Here is a 23,252-nt window from a genome sequence, read left to right as displayed (position 1 = left end):
CGCACCGGCCGTCAATTGAAAAGATGACTTCCGCATCTTTGGTGCGATAGTCACTTCTGTTGACGCCGTCAGCCGGCAGGTCTATGGCGACCTTAAATCAGGGATGCCTGTGACAATCGCCCTGAACACTGGCGAGGAGACTGGACATGCAGCATACGCGCGAGGTTTTCGACTGGGCCGATCCCTTCCGGCTCGTGGAGCAACTGACCGATGAGGAGCGCATGGTGCAGGATACCGCCCATGCCTATGCGCAGGAAAAGCTCGCGCCACGCGTTCTCGAAGCCTTTCGCCACGAGAAGACCGATCCGGAAATTTTCCGCGAGATGGGCGAACTCGGGCTGCTCGGCCCGACGATCGATCCGGAATATGGCGGCGCCGGCCTCGGCTATGTCGCCTATGGCCTCATCGCCCGCGAGGTGGAGCGCGTCGACAGCGGTTACCGCTCGATGATGAGCGTGCAATCCTCGCTCGTCATGGTGCCGATCGACGCCTTCGGCTCCGAAGAACAGAAGAAGAAATACCTCCCGAAGCTTGCGACCGGCGAATGGATCGGATGTTTCGGACTGACCGAACCCAATCACGGCTCCGATCCCGGTTCCATGGCGACGCGGGCAAAGAAGGTCGACGGCGGCTATAGCCTGACCGGCTCCAAGACCTGGATTTCGAATGCGCCGATCGCCGATATCTTCGTCGTCTGGGCAAAGACCGAGGATGGCGTCATCCGCGGCTTCATCCTGGAAAAGGGCTGGAAGGGTCTCTCTGCCCCGAAGATCCAGGGCAAGGTCGGGCTCCGCGCCTCTATAACAGGCGAAGTCGTGATGGCCGACGTCTTCGTGCCGGAAGAGAACCTGCTACCGAAAGTTGCCGGCCTCAAGGGGCCTTTCACCTGTCTCAATTCCGCGCGTTTTGGCATTGCCTGGGGGGCGCTTGGCGCTGCGGAGGCCTGCTATGCCATGGCTCGGCAATATACGCTCGACCGCAAGCAGTTCGATCGGCCGCTTGCCGCCAACCAGCTGATCCAGAAAAAGCTTGCCGACATGGCGACTGAAATCTCGCTCGGGCTTCAAGGATGTTTGCGGCTCGGCCGCATGAAGGAAGAGGGTCATCCGCCGGTCGAACTCACCTCGATCCTGAAGCGCAATTCCTGCGGCAAGGCGCTGGATATCGCCCGCGCAGCCCGCGATATGCTGGGCGGCAACGGCATTTCGGATGAGTTCGGCGTTGCCCGCCACCTCGTTAATCTCGAAGTGGTCAACACCTATGAGGGAACGCATGACATCCATGCGCTGATCCTTGGCCGCGCCATTACGGGCATTGCAGCCTTTTCCAACTGAATCTGCCGCGGACAAGGCGAATTGCAACGGAGTTAACAATGTGCAACTTTTCCCCTACCGCGGCAGACAAGCCGGCGGCTTAAGGGGGATCGGCCTATGTTTCTGCTGCTCGCACTCCTGATCGGCGTCGTTGCCGGTCTTCGCGCCATGACTGCACCGGCCGCCGTCGCCTGGGGCGCAGCACTTGGCTGGTACGATCTCTCTCAGACTCCGCTTGCTTTCATGGGCTACCAGTGGACGCCATGGATCTTCACCATACTGGCTGTCGTTGAGCTCATCACCGACCAGTTGCCCACCACGCCGTCGCGCAAGGTGCCGATCCAGTTCGGCGCCCGCATCGTCATGGGTGCGTTTAGCGGCGCCGTGATCGGCGCGGCCAGCAGCCTGCTCTTCGGCGGCCTGATTGCCGGCGTCATCGGCGCCGTCATTGGCACGCTTGGCGGGGCTGCCCTGCGCGGCAGGCTCGCTGCCTCGTTCGGCCAGGATCGCCCGGCCGCCTTGATCGAAGACGCCGTCGCCATCATCGGCGCCATCATCATCGTGGCAGCGGTCTGATGAAGACCTTCGACGCAATATTCATCGGCGCCGGCCAGGCTGGCCCTTTCCTTGCCGCCCGCATGGCGGAAAAAGGCATGAAGGTGGCGCTGATCGAACGCAAGTTCCTCGGCGGCACCTGCGTCAATGCCGGCTGCATGCCGACGAAGACGCTGGTGGCAAGTGCGCGCGCCGCCCAGGTGGCGCGACGCGGAGCTGATTACGGGGTGCGGATAGCGGGGGAGATCGGCATCGATATGAAGACCGTGCGCGGTCGCGCAGAGACGGTCACCATGAATGCCCGCAACGGTCTGAGCGACTGGTTCGCCAGCATGAAAACCATGACGGTCATCTCTGGCCATGGACGCTTCACGTCTCCCAAGGAAGTCGCCGTCAACGGCGAGACGCTGACGGCGCCGAAGATCTTCCTCAATGTCGGCGCGCGGCCAACGATCCCCGACATGCCGGGCCTTGCCGATATCGATTATCTCACCTCCACCGGCATCATCCATCTCGACAGCCTGCCCAAACATCTCGCCATCATCGGCGGCAGTTATATCGGCCTGGAATTTGCGCAGATGTATCGGCGTTTCGGCTCGGAGGTAACGGTGATCGAGCGCGGCCCGAAGCTCGCCTCCCGCGAGGATGAGGATATTTCCGATGCGATCGCCGATATCCTCAGATCCGAGGGGATAAAGATCCACACTGACGTCAAGGACATCCGCTTCGCAAAGAGTGCTGATGGCGCGGCCGTCACGATCGACTCCGAGACGATCGAAGCAAGCCATGTGCTTATCGCCACCGGCCGCACGCCGAATACCGACGATCTCGGCCTCGATGCCGCGGGTGTGGCCACCGACAAGCACGGCTACATCACCGTCGACGACCGGCTTGCCACCAATGTGGACGGCATCTGGGCGCTTGGTGACTGCAACGGCCATGGCGCTTTCACCCACACGTCCTACAATGACTTCGAGATCGCAGCCGCCAATCTGCTCGACGGCGAAGATCGCAAGCTTTCGAGCCGCATTCTTGCCTACGCCCTTTATATCGACCCACCGCTCGGCCGTGTCGGCATGACCGAGAAACAAGCGCGCGCCTCGGGCCGCAAGATCATGGTCTCCACGCGGCCGATGAGCCGGGTGGGCCGCGCCAGCGAACGCGGCGAAACCAAGGGCTTCATGAAAGTGATCGCCGATGGCGAAACCAAGGAAATCCTGGGGGCGGCGATCCTCGGCATCGAAGGCGACGAGGCAATCCACGGCTTTATCGACGCCATGAACGCCGGCACGACCTATCCCATATTGCGATGGTCCGTGCCGATCCACCCGACGGTGTCGGAATTGATTCCGACGTTGCTCGGAGATTTGAAGCCTGTCTGATCTGCACCGCCGACAGATGCATCGCAATCAGCCGGAGGCCGGTCATTGAATATCGAACTGCTGATCGAAAATTACGGCCTACCCGCAATCTTTCTCGGCACCGCCTTCGAGGGGGAAACCGCTGCCTTTCTGGCCGGCGTCATCGCGCACAGAGGCCTTCTGACATATTGGGCTGCCTCGATGGCGGCTTCGGCGGGATCCTTTGCTGGCGATCAGATGTGGTTCTTTGCCGGGCGCTACGCCGCTCAAGGGAGCTTCGTTCGCCGCCTGATGGAGACGCCGGCGCTGGAGAGGGTAACGCACCTTCTTGAAAAATACCCGACGGGTTTCATCTTCGCGTTCCGCTTCCTGGTGGGATTGCGAACGATCAGCCCCATCGTCATCGGCACGACGCGCATATCGACGCAGAAATTCCTCGTCATCAACCTGCTGGCGGCGCTGGTCTGGGGCCAGCTTTTTACCGCCCTCGGCTATGCCTTCGGACATGGAATAGAACAGATGCTCGGCCGCCTTCCGCTACACAACCATCTGCTCGTTGCGCTTGCCGCCGCGGCCATCATCGCGGGCGCGGCGCTGCTGCTTCACAGGATGAAACCCGGCATAAGGCACCCGTAGGGGCGCCTTATGCCATGACGATCTGCAGTTTGACGTCTGTTGGACGTGCTTCGACCGCACGATCGAAAGCCTTGATCGAATCCTCGAAGGTAAAGGTCTCTGATATCAGCGGCTTCAGATCGACGCGGCCCGATCCGAGAAGGGCGATCGAGCGCTCGTACTGGTGCGCATAGCGGAACACCGTCTCAATGCGGATTTCCTTGGTGGAAGCCGTAGAGACGTCGAACCCGATCGGATTGACCGGCAGGCCGACGACGACAATGACGCCGCCCGGACGCGGCAGGGCCATGATCGTCTCCCAGGCCTTCGGTGAACCCGAGCATTCGAAGACGACATCGGCACCCCAGCCATCGGTCAGCCGGCTGACTTCTTCGGCCAGGTTCTTCTCGCGGATATTGACCGGAATGACGCCCTGATACTGTGCGGCAATGTCGAGCTTCGGCTGGGCGAGGTCGGCAACGATCGCGCGGGCGCAGCCGCCGGCAAGGGCGGCAATCGCCACCATGGTGCCGATCGGCCCGGCACCGAGAACGACGGCCGTATCGCCGGGCGTGATCTTCGCCTTGGTGGCAGCCTGCATGCCGACCGCGAAAGGCTCGACCATCGCGCCCTCGGCGAAGCTGACATTGTCGGGCAGCTTGAACGTGTAGTTGGCGGGATGCACGACTTCAGGCGTCAGCACGCCATGGATCGGTGGGGTCGCCCAGAAGTTGACGGCCGGGTCGATATTGTACATGCCGAGGCGGCTTGCCTTGGAATTGGGATCGGGAATGCCTGGTTCCATGCAGACGCGATCACCGATCTTCAGATGCGTCACACCCGCGCCGACTTCGACCACCGTGCCTGCCGCTTCGTGGCCGAGCACCATTGGCTCGTTGACGATGAATGGGCCGATCTTGCCGTGTGTGTAATAGTGGACGTCGGAGCCGCAGACGCCGACGGTATGGATCTTGATCTTCACCTGCCCCGGTCCCGTCTCCAGAGGCAGATCAATATCGCGAAGCGCAAGCTCATGCTGGCGCTCCAGTACCAGAGCACGGACTTTGGTCATGATCGGTTTCCTTCCCTATGGCTCCCGCGATTCATGGGGCGCCGTTGCGGCGACTATAAGACCGTAAGGCGCAGCAATTCAATCATGTCCGGCAGGCTTTTGCTCAATGCGTGACAAAGTGCTCACATACCTATCACCCGAAAGATAAGCACTCCCTAGACGTCCGTATGATTCCGGAAAGACCCAGCGAGGGCTACACTTATCTCCAGCTACCACGATAACGTGGGAAGGAGAAAAGCGATGAAGCACGACAACGATAACGTCGGCAGGAACCCTGCTTCCAACTCGCGGATCACAAAACAGCTCCGTGAATTCTGGCGCGACCTGGTGGATGAGGCCATCGCCGTACTCCGGCAAGGTCGCCAGCCGCAGCCGCTGCTCCAACCGGTGCGGGTTATTGCGCGGGCGCGGGATCGAAATCGCCCCCAGCAGCGTTATTAGACATGCGCCGACATGGCGTGGCGGGGGCATGACGCCTCCGACACCATGCGGATCGGCAATGTAAGGAAGACCGTCATGAAATCGATTGTGTCATTCTGCCTGTTCGCATCCCTTCTGCTGGCCGCAAACGAGGCGTCTGCGGCGCTCGAGGAAGCATCGCTTCCGCCGCCACAGCAGGAAGAAAAGCTGGTGCCGGCCAACCTCGAACTCACCTTTACCGGGCCCGTCGATCTCGCCCGCTCGACAGCTATCCTGCTGGATGCGCAGGGTACGGCGCTGCCCACGGGCAAACCATTCCTCTCCGGCTCGGAAGGATCCGTCTTCAAGATCCCGCTCGATCCCGCCATGGCGCCCGGCTTCTACACGCTCAACTGGCGTGTGCTCTCGAGGGACGGCCGCAGCGCCGAAGGCAACTACCAGTTCAAGGTCGACCCTTGAGCTTTTCGACATTGCACCATCTGATATCGCGCCGTGCTCGGGGCACGGCGTTTTGTTTGCATCGACGTGCCGATGGCGCCACAATTCCGACTTCGGGCGCAAAAAGGCATTTATAAGATTTTTATATTGATGCCTGTTGCCCAGTCTCGAACCTTTATGCGCTTCGGTCGCATATTAATGTCCGAGAGATCGCAAAGGTCGTCTCCACGCCAGAAAGCATAAAGGTGCCGCCTCAGCGAGACGGCGCCCTTTATCTTGTCTGACTCCAAGAATATCAACCGGAGTCAAGATCGATGATGGATATAATTCTACTCGGCACTGCAATCATTTTTTTCGGGCTTTGCTTTGCCTATACGCGCGCCTGCGACAGGCTTTGACAGGAGAAACACTGATGACCCTCGATTATGTCTTGAGCGGTGCCGTGACCGTGTTTCTCACCGTCTACCTCACCTACGCTCTCATCCGCCCAGAACGTTTCTGAAAGCGCCGGCGCTTCTCATCCAGAAGCAGCCGGGTACTGAAAGTTTCCTCCCATGACCCTCAACGGATGGCTTCAGATCCTGCTTTACTGCGGGATCGTCCTTGTGCTCGTCAAACCGCTCGGCGGTTACATGACGCGTGTCTTCAGCGGCGAGCGCACATTCCTTTCACCGGTCCTCGTTCCGATCGAACGGGGCCTTTACGCCGTTGCCGGCACCAGCGAGCGCGAAGATCAGCACTGGACCTCCTATGCCTTCGCCATGCTGATGTTCAATCTGCTTGGCGTCATCGTGCTTTACGCGCTGATGCGTCTGCAGGGCGTACTGCCCTATAACCCGGCCGGCATGGCCGCAGTGCCCGAAGAGCTTTCGTTCAATACCGCCGTCAGCTTTGTCACCAATACGAATTGGCAGAATTACGGCGGCGAAAGCACGATGTCCTACCTGGTGCAGATGATGGGCCTGACGGTTCAGAACTTCGTCTCGGCTGCGACCGGGATGGCGATTGCCGTTGCCTTCATCCGCGCCTTCTCGCGCGCATCGGGCAAGGCGATCGGCAATTTCTGGGTCGATATGATCCGCGCAACGCTCTATATTCTGCTGCCGATCTGCATTATGCTGACGCTTGCCTATGTCTGGCTTGGCGTGCCCCAGACACTCGGCCCGTATATCGATGCGACGACGCTTGAAGGCGCCAAGCAGACGATCGCCGTCGGCCCCGTGGCCTCGCAGCTTGCCATCAAGATGCTCGGCACCAATGGCGGTGGCTTCTTCAATGTCAATTCCGCCCATCCCTTCGAAAACCCGAACGCGATCTCGAACCTCATCCAGATGGTCTCGATCTTCGCGATCGGTGCAGCCCTCACCAATGTCTTCGGCCGCATGGTCGGCAATCAGCGCCAGGGCTGGGCGATCCTGGCTGCCATGGGCGTCCTCTTCATCGTCGGCGTCGGCATCACCTATTGGGCAGAAGCTGCCGGCAACCCGCTGATGCATGCCTTCGGTCTTGAGGGGGGCAACATGGAAGGCAAGGAAGTGCGCTTCGGCGTCGCCATGTCCTCGCTGTTTGCGGTCATCACCACGGCTGCTTCCTGCGGCGCGGTCAATGCCATGCACGGCTCGTTCACTGCGCTCGGCGGCCTGATCCCGCTCATCAACATGCAGCTCGGCGAAATCATCGTCGGCGGTGTCGGCGCCGGCTTCTACGGCATCCTGCTCTTCATCATCGTCGCCGTCTTCGTGGCGGGTCTGATGGTCGGCCGCACGCCGGAATATCTCGGCAAAAAGATCGAGGCAAAGGAAATGAAGATGGCTGTTCTCGCCATCCTTTGCCTGCCGCTCGCCATGCTGGTCTTCACTGCCATTGCCACCGTGATGCCTTCGGCTGTCGCCTCCGTCGGCACGGCCGGTCCACACGGCTTTTCCGAAATCCTGTATGCCTACACGTCGGGCGCGGCGAATAACGGTTCGGCTTTCGGCGGCCTGACGGGCAACACGCCCTGGTACAATATCTCGCTCGGCATCGACATGCTGATGGGTCGTTTCCTTGTGATCATTCCCGCACTTGCCATCGCCGGCTCGCTGGTTGCCAAGAAGACGGTTCCGGCTTCGGCGGGCACTTTCCCGACGGACGGCCCGCTCTTCGTCGGCCTGCTCGTCGGCACGATCCTCATCGTTGGCGGCCTTACCTTCATGCCGGCACTGGCTCTCGGTCCGGTTGTCGAGCATCTCGTTGGCCTTGCGGGCCAGACGTTCTGAGGGCTCAGCCATGCTCGTGCGCCACAGGCTCCGAAAAGCCTTCCATCCACGTCCCGGTCTGCCGGGGCGTGGAGCCCAGCGGATGCCGCGCGCCTCCGACATCATCCTGGTGATGATGGCAGGCCTGCTCGTCGTCGTCTGCGCAATCAGAATTTTACAGGGCTGACCGGCTGTCCGGTTCGCCATCCTCGTTTCAAAGCTGGAGTCTCTTATGAGCCAGGCAAAATCCGCGAGCATCCTTGATTCTCGCATTCTCATTCCGGCCGTGGGTGCAGCTTTCACCAAGCTCAACCCACGCACCCTTGCGAAAAACCCGGTCATGTTCGTCGTGGCCACGGTCTCGGCACTGACCACCGTTCTGTTCTTGCGCGACCTCGTCTCGGACAACGGCAATCTCGGCTTCTCCTTCCAGATCAATCTCTGGCTCTGGTTCACCGTGCTCTTTGCCAATTTCGCCGAAGCCGTCGCCGAAGGCCGCGGCAAGGCGCAGGCCGAATCGCTGCGCAAGGCGCGCACCGAAACACAGGCCAAGCTGCTGACAGCCAATAATGGCAGCGGCTACCGCATGGTGCCCGGCACGAGCCTGAAGGTCGGCGATCTCGTTCTTGTCGAAGCCGGCGACATCATTCCTTCCGACGGCGAAGTCGTAGAAGGTGTCGCCTCGGTCAACGAAGCGGCCATCACCGGTGAATCCGCTCCCGTCATCCGTGAATCCGGCGGCGACCGCTCGGCCGTAACCGGCGGTACGCAGGTTCTTTCCGACTGGATCCGCGTGCGCATCACGGCGGCTGCCGGCTCAACATTCCTCGATCGCATGATCTCGCTCGTTGAAGGGGCGGAACGCCAGAAGACGCCGAACGAAATCGCGCTCAACATCCTGCTTGCCGGCATGACGCTGATCTTCGTACTCGCAACGGCAACGATCCCGAGCTTTGCCTCCTATGCCGGCGGCTCGATCCCGATCATCGTGCTCGTTGCCCTTTTCGTGACGCTGATCCCGACCACGATCGGCGCCCTGCTTTCGGCGATCGGTATTGCCGGAATGGACCGCCTCGTCCGCTTCAACGTACTCGCCATGTCCGGCCGCGCCGTCGAAGCCGCCGGTGACGTCGACACGCTGCTGCTCGACAAGACCGGCACGATCACGCTGGGCAATCGCCAGGCGACCAGTTTCCGCCCGGTGCGCGGAATTTCCGAACAGGATCTCGCCGATGCGGCCCAGCTTGCTTCGCTCGCCGATGAAACGCCTGAGGGACGTTCGATCGTAGTGCTCGCCAAGGAAAGATACGCGATCCGCGGCCGCGACATGGCAAGCCTGAAGGCCACCTTCGTGCCCTTCACCGCCCAGACCCGCATGAGCGGCGTCGACCTCGAAGGGTCTGCGATCCGCAAAGGTGCCGTCGATGCGGTACTCACCTATGTCAATGGGGACGCTTCCTCGAAGAACGGCGCCGAAGTCGTTCGCGAACTGCAGTCGATATCAGACGACATCGCCAAGACCGGCGGCACCCCGCTCGCCGTTGCCCGCGATGGCAGGTTGCTTGGCATCATCCAGCTCAAGGATATCGTCAAGGGCGGCATCCGCGAGCGTTTCAACGAGCTGCGCCGTATGGGCATCCGTACAGTCATGATCACGGGCGACAACCCGATGACGGCAGCCGCCATTGCAGCCGAAGCCGGCGTGGACGACTTCCTCGCCCAGGCAACACCTGAAAACAAGCTGCAGCTGATCCGCGAGGAACAGGCCAAGGGCAAGCTGGTCGCCATGTGCGGCGACGGCACGAACGATGCGCCGGCACTGGCGCAGGCTGACGTCGGCGTCGCCATGAACACCGGCACCGTTGCGGCCCGCGAAGCCGGCAACATGGTCGACCTTGACTCCGACCCGACGAAGCTCATCGAAATCGTCGAAATCGGCAAGCAGCTCTTGATGACCCGCGGCGCGCTGACGACCTTCTCGATCGCCAACGACATCGCCAAGTATTTCGCCATCATTCCGGCGATGTTCCTGACCTTCTACCCGCAACTCGGCGTGCTCAACATCATGGGCCTCGCCACACCGCAGAGCGCCATCCTGTCGGCGATCATCTTCAACGCGCTGATCATCATCGCGCTGATCCCCTTGTCGCTGAAGGGTGTCCGTTACCGCCCGATCGGGGCCGGTGCGCTGCTGTCCCGCAACCTGCTGATCTACGGCCTCGGCGGCATCATCGTCCCCTTCATCGGCATCAAGGCGATCGACATCGTCATCACGGCCGTCGGCCTCGCCTAAGGAGATATCCAATGTTTAGAGAAATTCGTCCGGCAATCGTCATGATCGTTGCCACCACGGCCATCACCGGCCTCCTCTACCCGCTCGCCATGACAGGGGTCGCCCAGGCTCTCTTCCCCTCTCAGGCAAACGGCAGCCTCATTGAAAAGGACGGCCAGGTCATCGGCTCCACGCTCATCGGCCAGGCCTTCACCAGCGACAAGTATTTCCACGGCCGCCCATCCGCCGCGGGCGATGGCTACAATGCCGCTGCTTCCTCCGGCTCCAACCTCGGCCCGACCAGCCAGAAGCTGATCGACCGTGTGAAGGGCGACTATGATGCGGCCAAGGCAGCCAACCCGAATGCCGAAGTTCCTGCCGACCTCGTCACCGCGTCGGGCAGCGGCCTCGACCCGCATATCTCGCCGGATGCCGCCTACTTCCAGGTACCGCGCGTCGCCAAGGCGCGTGGTGTCGACGAAGCCAAGGTCAAGGCGCTGGTCGATGCGGCCGTGACTGACCGCGAACTCGGCCTGCTTGGCGAGCCGACCGTCAATGTTCTGGCGTTGAACCAGAGCCTTGATGCTTCTATGACTCAGTAAAGGTTGAGAGCCCCGGAGCGCTGCAGGCGGGCCGGGGCTCGCTCGTGAGGAAAGACCGAACCGCATGCCAGACGACAACCGCGACCAGGCCGGCAGGCCCTCGCCCGATGCGCTCCTTGAAAAGGCCCGGGCGGAGTCGCGTGGGCGCCTCAAGATCTTCCTGGGTGCCGCACCAGGCGTCGGCAAGACCTATGAAATGCTCGTCTCCGGCCGCGCCAAGATGGCCGACGGCTTCGATGTGGTTATCGGCGTTGTCGAAACCCACGGCCGCAAGGAAACCGAGGCGCTGCTCGCCGGTTTTGAAATCATCCCTCGCATCAAAGTCGCCTATCGCGGCCAATCGCTCGAAGAGATGGATCTCGACGCCATCATCGCTCGCAAGCCCGATCTCGTTCTCGTCGACGAGCTTGCCCATACCAATGCCGAGGGCAGCCGTCATCCGAAGCGCTACCTCGACGTCAAGGAGCTGCTTGATCGCGGCATCGATGTCTATTCGACGCTGAACATCCAGCATGTCGAAAGCCTGAACGACGTTGTTTCGCAGATCACCCGCATCCGGGTGCGCGAGACCGTGCCGGACTCTGTCATCGACATGGCCGACGATATCGAGATCATCGACCTGACACCCGACGACCTCATCAAGCGCCTCCATGACGGCAAGGTCTATGTAGCAAGGACCGCCGAGCGAGCGCTGACCAACTATTTCACCCCCGGCAACCTGACGGCTCTGCGCGAGCTTGCGCTGCGCAAGACCGCCCAGCGGGTCGACGACCAGCTGCTGACCCATATGCAGGCGCATGCGATTTCCGGCCCATGGGCTGCCGGCGAGCGCGTGCTGGTGTCGATCGACGATCATCCGCGCTGCGCCTCGCTCGTGCGCTACGCCTCGCGCATGGCTGCGCGCTTGCGCGCGCCCTGGGCTGCCGTCTATGTCGAGACCAACCGCTCCATCAATCTGTCGGAAACGCAGCGCGATACGATCGCGGCCACGCTCCGGCTTGCCGAACAGCTCGGCGGTGAGGCGATCACCATTCCCGGTCGCGAAGTCACCGAAGAATTGGTGCGCCACGCCACCGCCAACAATGTCACCCACATCGTCATCGGCGCACCGAAGAAGCCGACATGGCGCGAATGGTGGTGGAGCCGCTCGACGACTGACGAGCTCATCCGGCAGGCCGGCGATATCAGCGTTCATGTCATTTCCGGGAACGAGAAAGACACGGCTTCGCAGCGCGGCGTCAAGGCGGCCCCGAGCGCGCCCACGCTGAATTTCAGAGCCTATATCGTCTCGACAGCCTATGTCGCGATCGCGCTGGCTGTCAGCGTGGTACTCGATCAGGTGCTCGATGTGCGCAACCTGGCGCTCGTCTTTCTGATGGCGGTTCTGACCTCAGCGGTCATTCATGGCCTGAGGCCGGCGCTTTATGCCTGTATTCTCAGCGCTCTCTCCTTCAACTTCTTTTTCCTGCCGCCGCGCTACACGCTGACGATCAGCGACCCCGAAAGCGTGCTGGCGCTGTTCTTTTTCCTCGGCGTCGCCATTATCGCCTCAAATCTCACGGCGACGGTGCAGCGTCAGGCGGCAGCGGCCCGTCAAAGGGCGCGGACGACCGAAGACCTCTATCTCTTTTCCAAGAAGCTCGCCGGTACCGGCACACTGGATGACGTCCTCTGGGCGACCGCCTTTCAGCTTGCCTCCATGCTCAAGGTGCGCGTTGTTCTGCTCCTTCCGGAAGAAGGCTCCATCGCGGTCAAGGCCGGCTATCCGCCTGACGATACGCTCGACGATGCCGATATTGCCGCCGCCCGCTGGGCCTGGGAGCATAATCACGCTGCCGGACGCGGCGCCGATACGCTGCCGGGCGCCAAGCGTCTCTATGTACCGCTGCGCACCGGCCGCACGGCCGTCGGCGTCATCGGACTGGACAGCGACCGTCGCGACGGCCCGCTGCTGACGCCCGAGCAGCAACGTCTTCTGGACGCCCTGGCGGATCAGGCAGCACTCGCCATCGAGCGTGTCCAGCTTGTCGCCGATGTCGATCGCGCCAGACTTGCGGCGGAGGCAGATCGCTTGCGTTCGGCCCTGCTGACCTCGATTTCGCATGATCTGAAGACGCCGCTTGCGGCGATCCTCGGCGCGTCCGGCACGCTACGCGACTATTTCGATTCCATGACTGCGGAGGACCGTACCGACCTTCTCTCGACCGTCGTCGATGAATCCGAGCGCCTCAACCGCTTCATCGCCAACCTACTCGACATGACGAAGATCGAATCCGGTGCCATGGAGCCGAACTATGCACTGCACTATACTGGAGACATCGCCGGCAGCGCGTTGCGCCGCACTGCCAAGATTCTCGACCGTCACAGAACGGAAATGACGATCCCCGCCGACCTGCCCATGGTACGCGTCGATCCCGTGCTCTTCGAGCAGGTCCTCTTCAACCTGCTGGACAATGCCGCGAAATACGCGCCCGAGGGTTCGGTCATCCGGATCGAGGGTTGGGCGGATGCCGACAATGTCGTCATACAGGTCTCCGACGAAGGCCCGGGCATTCCCCCTGCAGACCTCACCCGTGTCTTCGACACCTTCTACCGCGTGCGCAAGGGCGATCAGGTCCGCGCCGGCACTGGCCTCGGCCTTTCCATATGCCGGGGCTTCATCGAGGCGATGGGCGGAACGATCACCGCCGGCAACCGGACGGACCGGTCCGGCGCCGTCTTCACCATCCGCCTTCCCAAACCGAATGACATTCCCAAACTGGATGAACTCAAATGACCGGTTCAGCCGTCAAGATTCTCGTAGTGGACGACGAGCCCCCGATCCGCAAGCTTTTACGCGTCGGCCTTACCGCACAGGGCTACGAAGTCCATGAAGCGCCGAATGCCGGTGCTGCCCGCCAGTCCGTCAAGGACGACCAGCCCGATCTCATCGTGCTCGATCTCGGTCTTCCCGATATTTCGGGCCATGACCTTTTGCGGGAATGGCGCGAGGATGGGCTCACCATGCCCGTCGTCATCCTGTCGAGCCGTACCGACGAAGCCGGCATCGTCAAGGCGCTGGAAACCGGTGCCGACGACTATGTGACCAAGCCCTTCGGTGTTAACGAGCTCGGCGCACGAATCCGCGTGGCGCTCCGCCATCGGCTGCAACAGCAGGGAGAAAAGGCGATCTTTCAGACCGGCGGTCTGTCGATCGATCTCGTCAAGCGCATCGTCAAGGTCAACGGCAGGGAGATCAAGCTGTCGCCGAAGGAATACGACATCCTGCGCGTACTCGCCCAGCACGCCGGCAAGGTGCTGACACATCAATTTCTTCTAAAGCAGGTATGGGGGCCGGCGGCGGACGTGCAGTATCTGCGCGTCTATGTGCGCCAGCTGCGGCAAAAAGTCGAGCAGATTCCCGACCAGCCACACTATATCACCACCGAGACCGGCGTCGGCTACCGGCTCCGCGAGCCTGACTGATACAAGTCGAAACAGCATCGAGAATGAAATGAACCTCTCCAACATCATCCGGCCGGAGCATACCTTCATCGGCCTGTCGGTGACGACCAAGTGGCGCGCGCTACAGGCGATTTCCGAAAAGGCCGGCAAGGCTTTCGAAATTGACGGCCAGACCGTTCTGAAAGCGCTCGAATCCCGCGAGAAGCTCGGCTCCACCGGCATTGGCAACGGCATTGCCGTTCCGCATGCGGCGATCGACGGCATGACGAGCCCACGCGGCCTCTTGATCCGCTTCGCTCAACCACTGGATTTCGATGCGATCGACGATATCCCGACAGACATCGCCTTCGTGCTGCTCTTCGGGGAAAACAATCGTGGGGAATATCTGAACGTGCTTGCCGCCATCGCCCGCAGGCTTCAGTCGGATGGCGTCTTGGCGGCCATGCGCAAGGCAAAAAGCAGTGATGAATTCTATTCGGATTTCATCGCGGATTCACGCGTCTGAAGCGAAATACGCTTTTCGCTTCAGACCTTCTCCCCGCCGTGGCGGGGGGAAGGCAAATCGAAACAAAGGGGCCGCTCCGGCTCCTTTTTATTAGAAGTCGCGCTGGAAACGGAGGAAACCGAAGGTTTCGTCGTCACCATCTTCTTCGTCGTGATACTGAACGCTGAGTTTGCTGCGCAGGTTATCAGCAATCCGGTAGTCGATGGTCACGCCAGTCGTGTAAGCGCTGCCGCCGCTGAAATCGCCGTCAGCATCGATATTGATCTTATCGAAGTACTGGAAGGCCGGGGTAACGGCCCACTTGTCGGTGAGCTTCACCTTGTACTCGGCAGCAACCGTCCATTCGGACTCTTCATAATAGTAGTTAGCACCGCTGGCCCAGATGCCAGCGAGGCCGAGGGTGCCGGGGCCGATATCAGCATAGACGATTGCGCGGATAGCGCCTTCTTCATTGTCGCTATCGTAACCACCGAGCAGGTAGCCGCTGAATGCGCCGCTCTTGAACGAAACCTGGGCTGCAACGCCGAAGTTGTTCGGGCCTTCGCCCGGCTTTTCGACATAGGCTTCTTCAAGTTCGTCGACCGAGATACCGGCTGCGAAGTTGCCAGTCTCGTACTGATAGCGGATCGAGTTATGGGTCGTCTCGTTGCTCGAGAGCGTATCCGTCTCGCCGCTCAGATCGTCATCCCACCAGCTGTACTGCTTACCAGCGCGGAAGCCGGCGATGTCGAGGTAGCCTTCATCGAGCAGGGTTTCCTGATCGGTGGCGTTGTCAGCGTTGGTGCGCAGCGTGATAACGCCGGTCAGCGTGCCATACTCGGTGTCGTTCTTGGTCTGGAAGGTGACCTGACCGCGAGTCCAGAAGTTCACGTCGGAATCGCCGGAGATGTTGTCGCCAAAACGAACTTCAGTACGAATGTAACCGCTGATCTGAAGGCAGGTTTCGGTGCCCGGGATGTAGAAGTAGCCAGTCCCGTAGGCGTCGCAAACGCGAACATATTCTACGGGCTCCGGCTCGGCTGCGACGATAGCGTCGGCTGCATGTGCTCCGGAAACCGCTGCAAGGGCGGCAACAGAGCCAAGAAGGATAGTTTTAATAGACATCAGAAAGACCTTTTACGGTTTGAAAGAGGCAAGCAGTGCTTCAAGGACACCCCCACCATCGGTCGCCGAATCCCAACGACCGGAAGTCCATGTAGGCACTCGAAAACGTCAGCGCTGCAAAAGAAGACTAAAAATCGACACACCAATGTCACTTTGGCGGTCGAACTGTGGCAGAAAAATCACGACTATGGCGCAGCGCCTTAATTGGCCGCGGGCCGACTGGCAGCACGTCCCATTCGCAATCACCCGCTGAAAATGGGATGGCTTTCTAAGGTTGGTCCCCGGAAGCGGAACAATCTTCGTTTCATTATACGACTTAGTTGATAGAGTTTAGCGTATAACCACGGAGGGTTCCCATGCAGACTTCAAGGCTCACACGGCTCATCGCGGCCGCGGTCATGGCAGGCAGCTTTGCGATCGGCAGCGTCGCGCCCGCATTCGCCGACCAGACGCTTCTCAACGTATCCTATGATCCGACGCGCGAATTGTATAAGGATTTCAACGCCGCCTTCGCTGCAAAGTGGAAGACCGACACTGGCGAAGCCGTAACGATCCAAGCCTCTCACGGTGGTTCCGGCGCCCAGGCGCGATCGGTCATCGACGGCCTTGATGCCGATGTCGTGACGCTGGCCCTCGAAGGCGACATCAACGCAATTGCCAAGGCGACGGGCAAGATTCCAGCCGACTGGAAGACCAGGCTCCCCAACAATTCGACCCCTTACACGTCGACGATCGTCTTCCTCGTGCGCAAGGGTAACCCCAAGGGCATCAAGGATTGGAGCGACCTGATCAAGGACGACGTGCAGGTCATCACGCCGAACCCGAAGACTTCGGGCGGCGCCCGCTGGAACTTCCTTGCCGCCTGGGCATGGGCCAAGCAGGCGAATGGCGGCGACGAAGCCAAGGCACAAGACTACGTCACCAAGCTCTTGCAGCACGTTCCGGTTCTCGACACCGGCGCACGTGGCGCGACGACCACCTTCGTCCAGCGCGGGCTCGGCGACGTACTACTCGCCTGGGAAAACGAAGCCTATCTCTCGCTCGAAGAACTCGGTCCCGACCAGTTCGAGATCGTGACCCCATCCTTCTCGATCCGTGCCGATCCGCCGGTTGCAATCGTCGACGGTAACGTCGACAAGAAAGGCACCCGCAAGGTCGCAGAAGCCTATCTGAACTACCTCTATTCGGATGAGGGCCAGAAGATTGCGGCGAAGCACTATTACCGCCCGATCAAGCCGGAAGCAGCCGATCCGGCCGATATTGCCCGCTTCCCGAAGCTGACGCTCGCGACGATCGATGACTTCGGCGGCTGGAAGGATGCGCAGCCGAAATTCTTCGGCGACGGCGGCGTATTTGACCAGATCTACAAGCCGGCCCAATAATAGATCTTATGAGCGCACATAACCCCACACGGTGGCGGTTCAAGCGGCCGAGCGTCATTCCGGGTTTCGGATTGGCGCTCGGCCTTACCTTGATCTGGCTCACCCTCATCGTACTGATTCCCCTGTCCGGCCTTGCCTGGCGGTCGAGCGCACTCGGCTGGGAGACGTTCTTCGGCATCGCATTCGACCAGCGAACATTGAGCGCGCTGCGCATCAGCTTCGGCTGTGCGTTCATCGCTGCCTGTCTCAATGTCGTCTTCGGCGTTATCCTTGCCTGGGTTCTGGTGCGTTACCGGTTTCCCGGCAAACGCATTATCGACGCCATGGTGGATCTGCCCTTCGCCCTGCCGACGGCCGTCGCCGGCATAGCACTGACCACTCTCTACGCTCCGAACGGCTGGGTCGGGCAATTCTTGACGCCGCTCGGCATCAAGATCGCCTTCACGCCTGCCGGTATCGTCGTTGCCCTCATCTTCGTCGGGCTGCCCTTCATCGTGCGAACGGTCCAGCCGGTCATGGAAGAGATCGACAAGGAAGTAGAGGAAGCCGCCGCCACGCTTGGCGCCAACCGCTTCCAGACCATCGCGCGCGTGCTGCTGCCGGGCCTTGCGCCGGCGGTACTGACGGGCTTTGCGCTCGCCTTTGCCCGCGCCGTCGGCGAATATGGTTCGGTCATCTTCATCGCCGGCAACCTGCCGTTCAAATCGGAAATCGCCCCGCTTTTGATCGTCATCAAGCTCGAAGAGTACAATTATGCTGCTGCGACCGGCATTGCGGCGATGATGCTGATCATCTCCTTCGCGATGCTGCTCGTCATTAATCTCATCCAGAGCTGGAGCAGACGGAGGTACGGTTATGGCGTCTGATACCATCCCATCGACCGAGCCGCACAAGCTCCATTCGGCGGTCACCGAAAGCAAGGTCGCCCGCGTCACGCTGGTCGCCATCTCGCTCGTCTTCCTGCTTTTGATCCTGCTTCTGCCGCTGGCGGCGGTCTTCGTCGAGGCCTTCCGCAAGGGTGCCGGCTCGTTTTTCGCATCGCTTCAGGATGCCGAAACCTTCTCGGCGATCCGCCTAACGTTGATCGTCGCCGGCATCAGCGTGCCTTTGAACCTTAGCTTCGGCGTCGCCGCCGCCTGGGCCATCGCCAAGTTCGAATTCAAGGGCAAGGCGTTCCTGACGACGCTGATCGACCTGCCCTTTTCGGTTTCGCCGGTCATTTCGGGTCTTGTCTTCGTGCTGCTCTTCGGCGCCAACACGTGGCTCGGCCAGTGGCTGAGCGCCAACGACATCAAGATCCTGTTTGCAGCGCCAGGGCTGATTCTCGCCACCATGTTCGTCACCTTTCCCTTTGTCGCGCGCGAGCTTATCCCGCTAATGCAGGAACAGGGAACGCAGGATGAGGAGGCCGCCCTTTCGCTCGGTGCCAGCGGCTGGCAAGCCTTCTGGCACGTCACGCTGCCGAACATCAAATGGGGCCTGCTCTACGGCGTACTGCTCTGTAATGCCCGCGCCATGGGCGAGTTCGGCGCCGTTTCGGTCGTATCAGGCCATATTCGCGGCCAGACCAATACAATGCCCTTGCAGGTGGAAATCCTCTACAACGAGTACAATTTCACCGGGGCCTTTGCGGTCGCTTCGCTGCTGGCCTTGCTTGCCCTTGTCACGCTTGTTTTGAAGACGCTGCTGGAAATGCGCTTTAGCGCGGAAATCGCCGCCAGCCGGCGGCACTGAAGGAATTAGAATGGAAGTACGCGTCCAAAACCTACGCAAGGAATTCGATCGCTTTCCGGCGCTGCACGATGTCTCGCTCGACATCCGCTCCGGCGAACTGATCGCACTGCTCGGGCCGTCAGGCTCTGGCAAGACCACGTTGCTGCGTCTCATCGCCGGCCTCGAAAGCCCGACCGAAGGCCAGATCTTCTTCGGTGACGAAGACGCGTCGAGAAAGACGGTCCAGCAGCGCAATATCGGCTTCGTGTTCCAGCATTATGCGCTGTTCCGCCATATGACGGTGCTCGACAACGTCTCCTTCGGCCTGAAGGTACGTAATTCATCCCGCCGTCCGCCGCAGGCGGAGATCCGCAAGCGGGCGCTGGAACTGCTCGATCTCGTGCAGCTCTCGGGTCTTGAAAAGCGATATCCGGCCCAACTTTCCGGCGGCCAGCGTCAACGCGTGGCACTCGCCCGCGCCATGGCAGTCGAGCCGAACGTCCTGCTGCTCGACGAGCCCTTCGGTGCGCTCGATGCACAGGTTCGCAAGGATCTGCGCAAATGGCTGCGTGAGATCCATGATCGTACCGGCCATACCACCGTCTTCGTCACCCATGATCAGGACGAAGCGATGGAGCTTGCCGATCGCGTCGTCGTCATGAGCCAGGGTGCGATCGAGCAGGTCGGCACGCCGGACCAGGTCTATGACAGTCCCAATTCGCCCTTCGTCTTCGGCTTTGTCGGCCAGTCGAACTGCCTGCAGGTGGAGGTCGCCGGCGGCGATATTCGTTTCGAGGGCCGTTCGCTGGGCCTCAACGCCGAGGATGAGGCCGATGGCGCCGCCCAGCTCTATTTCCGTCCTCATGATGTCAGGCTCTGCGAATCGGCGGAGAACTGCATTGCCGGCCAGCCGGTTGCCAGCCGCCGTGTCGCGGGCACCCGCCATATCGAGCTCGATATCGGCAAGGACCGCCCTCATATCGAAATCGAGCTTCCGCCGAGCGAAGCCGACCGGCTGGACCGCACGCGTGTTGCCTTCAAGCCGACACGCTGGAAGCTCTTTCGAGGCTGACATCATCGCAGCACCGGTTCCCGCCAGAATCGTATTTCGGGCGGGAACCCATTGGTATTTTTGTGATCTCCGGTTGTTTGTATTTTTGTCACATGCCGGGTAAAACGTTTTCGCTTAGATCGAAAAGGGCTGGACTAATTCCAATAGGAGGCACCTGGCGTTGAGGGCGGAGATATCCTTTGGAAAATCCCTGGTCGGGATTTTATTCGTAGGACTGGCAGCCGCGAGCTGCACGACGACACCGAAACCGGCGACAGCGCCGGTCAAAGCCAAACCGAAACAGTTTCAACCGGCAAAGGTCACTTTCAATTACACCACCAAGGATCGCGACTGCCTGAAACGGGCGATGTACTTCGAATCCGAGCATTCGGATGAGGCCGGCTATATGGCCGTCGGCAGCGTCGTCATGAACCGTCTGACCTCCGGCGCCTATGCCGACTCCATCTGCGGCGTCGTGGCCCAGAAGAGGCAGTTTGCGCCAGGCGTTATGACTCGAGAGGTCAAATCGCAGGCAGAGCCCGAGCTTGCGACCGCGGCTGATGCGATACTGAGCGGCGAGCGCCATCCCGCGGTGAAGGACGCAATGTTCTTCCACACCGCAGGGTTGAAGTTCCCCTACAATAACATGCATTATGTGACGGTTGCGGGCGGCAATGCCTTTTACGAGAAGCGCGATGAAGACGGCACGCTCGAAACCCCGCCGCCGCTGCCTTCTTACGAAGTCGCGATGAACTATGTACCCGGCGAAAGCATGCTGCCGCCACAGTTCGAGGCGCTGATCCCGTCAGCCGTTCCCGTGCCGATTCCAGCGCCCGATCCCATGGCGACGGCGAGCACACAACCGATACCGGTCAGTGAGCCGGTGACGTCGATCGAGCCGGAACCCGGAATGCCTGTTGCGATTCCGACGCCCCGCCCTGCCTATGACAACGTGATGCTGCGCGGAAGCATTCCGGCATACGGCGGCTGATGCGGGAAGAATGAAGAGCGCTTCAGCATCGGCCCGCAAATCAATTCCGATTTCGGGCCGACGCTTAGAGTAGCGGCGCTAGGCGCGCTCTTCCCATATCTTCGCAAGCTCCACGATCGTCCCGACAGCCTTTTCCATATCCTGGCGGCTGATCCATTCGAGCGGCGAGTGGAAGGCATGGCCTCCGGCAAAGATGTTCGGACACGGCAAGCCCATGAAGGAAAGGCGCGAACCATCCGTGCCGCCGCGGATGCTGCCGCGCACCGGTGTCATCCCTACCCTGTGCACCGCCTCGACTGCGTTCTCGACGATCTCAGGGTGACGGTCGAGCACCACCTTCATATTGCGGTACTGCTCCTTCACCTCAAAGCGATAGGTCGAGCCTGGATAGGACTTCATCACATCCTTGACGATCGCTTCGAGCATGGTCTCCTTTTCGGCAAGGCCTTCGTCGGTGAAATCGCGAATGATGAGGCTGATCGCTGCCTTTTCCATCGAGCCGGCCACACCCGTCGGATGAATGAAGCCCTGCTTTCCTTCGGTCGTCTCCGGCGCGATATCCTTCGGCAGCCGGTCGATGATGGCGCCGACGATCTTGATGGAATTTTCCATCCGGTTCTTGGCAAAACCCGGATGGATAGCGACGCCGGCAATGACGATATCAACGCTGTCGGCCGAGAAGGTCTCGTCCTCGATATGGCCGGCGGTCTCGCCATCCATCGTATAGGCGTAATCGGCGCCGAGCTTCTTCAGATCGACCTTGTTGACGCCTCGGCCGACTTCCTCATCAGGCGTAAAAAGGATCTTGATCGTCCCGTGCTTGATCTCCGGATCGTCGACGAGGATCTTTGCCGCGGCCATGATTTCCGCCAGTCCCGCCTTGTCGTCGGCGCCGAGCAGGGTCGTACCATCCGTGGTGATGATGTCGTTGCCGATCTGGTTCTTCAGCTGCGGATGCTCGGAGACACGGATCACCCGGCTCGGATCGCGGGGAAGCTGGATATCCCCACCGGCATAGTTCCTCACCATCTGCGGCTTGACGTTCTTGCCGGTGAAGTCAGGCGCCGTGTCCATATGCGAGCAGAAGCAGATGACCGGCACCTTCTTATCGGTATTTGCCGGAATGGTCGCATAGACATAGCCGTGCTCGTCAAGATGCGCATCCGAAAGGCCGATCTCCAGGAGCTCCGCAACCAGAACCCGGCCGAGATCCTTCTGTTTCTCGGTGGTCGGCTGCGTGGATGAGGCGGGATCGGATTGGGTGTCGATGACGACATAGCGGAGAAAACGGTCGAGAACGGTACCTGTCATAATATCCCTTCCAGCATGATCATCGTCTGATGATATAGCGTCCGAAGGCCCTGTGATGAAAGCTCTTTCCGCCGGCAGCGGGCCGGCATTCACCGCTCAATCCAACTCATCCACCCTCGGCGAGCGACTGTATCGACACGATATGCGACAACAGCCGGTCGTTCCTGACCTCGTGCAGCAGAAAGGAGGAGGCGTCGAGAACGGGAAGATCACCCCGATCTCCCAGCAACAGCGGATTGGGCGGACAAAGCGAACCGCATGTCTGAAGGGCGAGCGATCCCGTTCTGCCGAGAACGGCCCGGTGAACATGGCCGCAGAGAATTCCAAGTGGTGGACGTTCCATTGCTTTCAAAAGCGCAAGAAGCGCATCACCATTCTTGCATCCGACCTGATCCAGAACCTCTATGCCGATCTCGAACGGCGGCTGATGCAAAAAGACGAGAACGGGTGTCGCCGCATCGGCAAGCGTGCTTCCTAGCCACGGCAGATGCGGCAGGATGTCACCATAGCTTTGTCCGGCTACCGTTACATCGATCCCAACAAGGGTCACACCAGTGAGAGCTGCATGGAAATGCATCGGGACGGACGTGCCGGCCCAGTTGCCAATCCCGGCAAGTTCGCCCCGCATCACGGGTTGATCATCGCCATTGCCCGGCAACAGATAGACAGGAAAATCCAGCGACCGCAGGCTTTGCGCCATGCGGCGATAGCCCTCCCGCCATCCGTTATCCACCAGATCTCCGGTCAGGACGAGCGCATCGGGCCGAAATGCCTTCAGCCAATCGATCGCCCTTTCGAATATAAGCAGCGACGGACTGTCCGGTCCGGCGTGGATATCGGATATCTGTGCAACAAGCATATCGTGC

Annotated in this window: 22 protein-coding genes; 18 read left to right on the top strand and 4 right to left on the bottom strand. The window is 60.6% G+C overall.

The window, feature by feature from the left end:
• The first annotated feature begins 146 nt into the window (after positions 1-146).
• From ACK9YZ_RS25250 to ACK9YZ_RS25235, 4 genes are all read left to right on the top strand, one after another.
• Positions 147-1,334 carry an acyl-CoA dehydrogenase gene (locus ACK9YZ_RS25250; RefSeq protein WP_416068039.1) on the top strand — a complete coding sequence of 396 codons (1,188 nt, stop codon included), beginning with the start codon at positions 147-149 and terminating at the stop codon, positions 1,332-1,334.
• Between the two features lie 96 nt (positions 1,335-1,430).
• Entirely contained in the window at positions 1,431-1,889 is a 459-nt protein-coding gene (locus ACK9YZ_RS25245; protein WP_416068038.1) for a DUF4126 family protein, read from the top strand.
• Positions 1,889-3,250 (top strand): FAD-containing oxidoreductase, encoded by a 1,362-nt coding sequence (locus ACK9YZ_RS25240; protein ID WP_416068037.1) that lies wholly within the window; start codon positions 1,889-1,891, stop codon positions 3,248-3,250. Before ACK9YZ_RS25245 ends, ACK9YZ_RS25240 begins: the two co-directional genes overlap by 1 nt.
• A gap of 45 nt (positions 3,251-3,295) precedes the next feature.
• On the top strand, positions 3,296-3,865 hold the full coding sequence (locus tag ACK9YZ_RS25235; RefSeq protein WP_416068036.1) for a DedA family protein: 570 nt from the start codon (positions 3,296-3,298) through the stop codon (positions 3,863-3,865).
• A 7-nt stretch (positions 3,866-3,872) separates the two neighbouring features.
• On the opposite strand, the gene ACK9YZ_RS25230 is transcribed toward ACK9YZ_RS25235, so the two are convergent.
• Positions 3,873-4,916 (bottom strand): NAD(P)-dependent alcohol dehydrogenase, encoded by a 1,044-nt coding sequence (locus ACK9YZ_RS25230; RefSeq protein WP_416068035.1) that lies wholly within the window; start codon positions 4,914-4,916, stop codon positions 3,873-3,875.
• Between the two features lie 240 nt (positions 4,917-5,156).
• Here ACK9YZ_RS25230 and ACK9YZ_RS25225 point away from each other — a divergent pair, with 240 nt between their 5' ends.
• The 9 genes from ACK9YZ_RS25225 (at position 5,157) to ACK9YZ_RS25185 (ending at position 14,834) form a co-directional block, all read left to right on the top strand.
• Positions 5,157-5,357, top strand: a complete 201-nt coding sequence (locus tag ACK9YZ_RS25225; RefSeq protein ID WP_416068034.1) for a hypothetical protein — start codon at positions 5,157-5,159, stop codon at positions 5,355-5,357.
• A 75-nt stretch (positions 5,358-5,432) separates the two neighbouring features.
• Positions 5,433-5,795, top strand: a complete 363-nt coding sequence (locus ACK9YZ_RS25220; protein WP_416068033.1) for a copper resistance CopC family protein — start codon at positions 5,433-5,435, stop codon at positions 5,793-5,795.
• A 391-nt stretch (positions 5,796-6,186) separates the two neighbouring features.
• Positions 6,187-6,276 carry a K(+)-transporting ATPase subunit F gene (locus ACK9YZ_RS25215; protein WP_007825856.1) on the top strand — a complete coding sequence of 30 codons (90 nt, stop codon included), beginning with the start codon at positions 6,187-6,189 and terminating at the stop codon, positions 6,274-6,276.
• 52 nt (positions 6,277-6,328) lie between these two features.
• The gene (gene kdpA, locus ACK9YZ_RS25210; RefSeq protein ID WP_416068032.1) at positions 6,329-8,032 is read left to right on the top strand and encodes a potassium-transporting ATPase subunit KdpA; all 1,704 of its coding nucleotides are present in this window, start codon (positions 6,329-6,331) and stop codon (positions 8,030-8,032) included.
• Positions 8,033-8,243: 211 nt separating this feature from the next.
• The gene (kdpB, locus tag ACK9YZ_RS25205) at positions 8,244-10,304 is read left to right on the top strand and encodes a potassium-transporting ATPase subunit KdpB (RefSeq protein ID WP_416068031.1); all 2,061 of its coding nucleotides are present in this window, start codon (positions 8,244-8,246) and stop codon (positions 10,302-10,304) included.
• Between the two features lie 11 nt (positions 10,305-10,315).
• Complete coding sequence (gene kdpC, locus ACK9YZ_RS25200) at positions 10,316-10,885, top strand: potassium-transporting ATPase subunit KdpC (protein ID WP_416068030.1); 570 nt, start codon at positions 10,316-10,318, stop codon at positions 10,883-10,885.
• Positions 10,886-10,949: 64 nt separating this feature from the next.
• A complete protein-coding gene (locus ACK9YZ_RS25195; RefSeq protein ID WP_416068029.1) occupies positions 10,950-13,661 on the top strand; it encodes a DUF4118 domain-containing protein in 2,712 nt (903 codons plus the stop codon).
• Positions 13,658-14,350, top strand: a complete 693-nt coding sequence (locus tag ACK9YZ_RS25190; protein WP_416068028.1) for a response regulator transcription factor — start codon at positions 13,658-13,660, stop codon at positions 14,348-14,350. The genes ACK9YZ_RS25195 and ACK9YZ_RS25190 overlap by 4 nt, the downstream gene beginning before the upstream one ends.
• Before the next feature lie 28 nt (positions 14,351-14,378).
• Positions 14,379-14,834, top strand: a complete 456-nt coding sequence (locus ACK9YZ_RS25185; protein ID WP_416068027.1) for a PTS sugar transporter subunit IIA — start codon at positions 14,379-14,381, stop codon at positions 14,832-14,834.
• A gap of 90 nt (positions 14,835-14,924) precedes the next feature.
• Here the strand turns inward: ACK9YZ_RS25185 and ACK9YZ_RS25180 are convergent, their stop codons facing one another.
• Positions 14,925-15,938 (bottom strand): porin, encoded by a 1,014-nt coding sequence (locus tag ACK9YZ_RS25180; RefSeq protein WP_416068026.1) that lies wholly within the window; start codon positions 15,936-15,938, stop codon positions 14,925-14,927.
• A 356-nt stretch (positions 15,939-16,294) separates the two neighbouring features.
• Between ACK9YZ_RS25180 and ACK9YZ_RS25175 the strand changes: the two genes are divergently transcribed.
• From ACK9YZ_RS25175 to ACK9YZ_RS25155, 5 genes are all read left to right on the top strand, one after another.
• Entirely contained in the window at positions 16,295-17,320 is a 1,026-nt protein-coding gene (locus tag ACK9YZ_RS25175) for a sulfate ABC transporter substrate-binding protein (protein WP_416068025.1), read from the top strand.
• Positions 17,321-17,328: 8 nt separating this feature from the next.
• Positions 17,329-18,186: a sulfate ABC transporter permease subunit CysT gene (gene cysT / locus ACK9YZ_RS25170; protein WP_216759145.1), complete on the top strand. Its 858-nt coding sequence runs from the start codon at positions 17,329-17,331 to the stop codon at positions 18,184-18,186.
• The gene (gene cysW / locus ACK9YZ_RS25165; RefSeq protein ID WP_416068024.1) at positions 18,176-19,054 is read left to right on the top strand and encodes a sulfate ABC transporter permease subunit CysW; all 879 of its coding nucleotides are present in this window, start codon (positions 18,176-18,178) and stop codon (positions 19,052-19,054) included. Before cysT ends, cysW begins: the two co-directional genes overlap by 11 nt.
• 10 nt (positions 19,055-19,064) lie before the next feature.
• A complete protein-coding gene (locus tag ACK9YZ_RS25160; protein WP_416068023.1) occupies positions 19,065-20,105 on the top strand; it encodes a sulfate/molybdate ABC transporter ATP-binding protein in 1,041 nt (346 codons plus the stop codon).
• Positions 20,106-20,265: 160 nt separating this feature from the next.
• The gene (locus ACK9YZ_RS25155) at positions 20,266-21,075 is read left to right on the top strand and encodes a cell wall hydrolase (RefSeq protein ID WP_416068022.1); all 810 of its coding nucleotides are present in this window, start codon (positions 20,266-20,268) and stop codon (positions 21,073-21,075) included.
• A 78-nt stretch (positions 21,076-21,153) separates the two neighbouring features.
• Here ACK9YZ_RS25155 and pepT read toward each other — a convergent pair whose 3' ends face one another.
• Both pepT and ACK9YZ_RS25145 read right to left on the bottom strand, forming a co-directional pair.
• The gene (pepT, locus tag ACK9YZ_RS25150) at positions 21,154-22,386 is read right to left on the bottom strand and encodes a peptidase T (protein ID WP_416068021.1); all 1,233 of its coding nucleotides are present in this window, start codon (positions 22,384-22,386) and stop codon (positions 21,154-21,156) included.
• Between the two features lie 106 nt (positions 22,387-22,492).
• Complete coding sequence (locus ACK9YZ_RS25145) at positions 22,493-23,245, bottom strand: metallophosphoesterase (protein ID WP_416068020.1); 753 nt, start codon at positions 23,243-23,245, stop codon at positions 22,493-22,495.
• Positions 23,246-23,252 lie beyond the last annotated feature (7 nt).

The organism is Rhizobium sp. ZK1 (assembly GCF_047782645.1).
Classification (GTDB): Bacteria; Pseudomonadota; Alphaproteobacteria; order Rhizobiales; family Rhizobiaceae; genus Rhizobium.
This window is presented reverse-complemented; position numbering and strand designations above follow the sequence as displayed.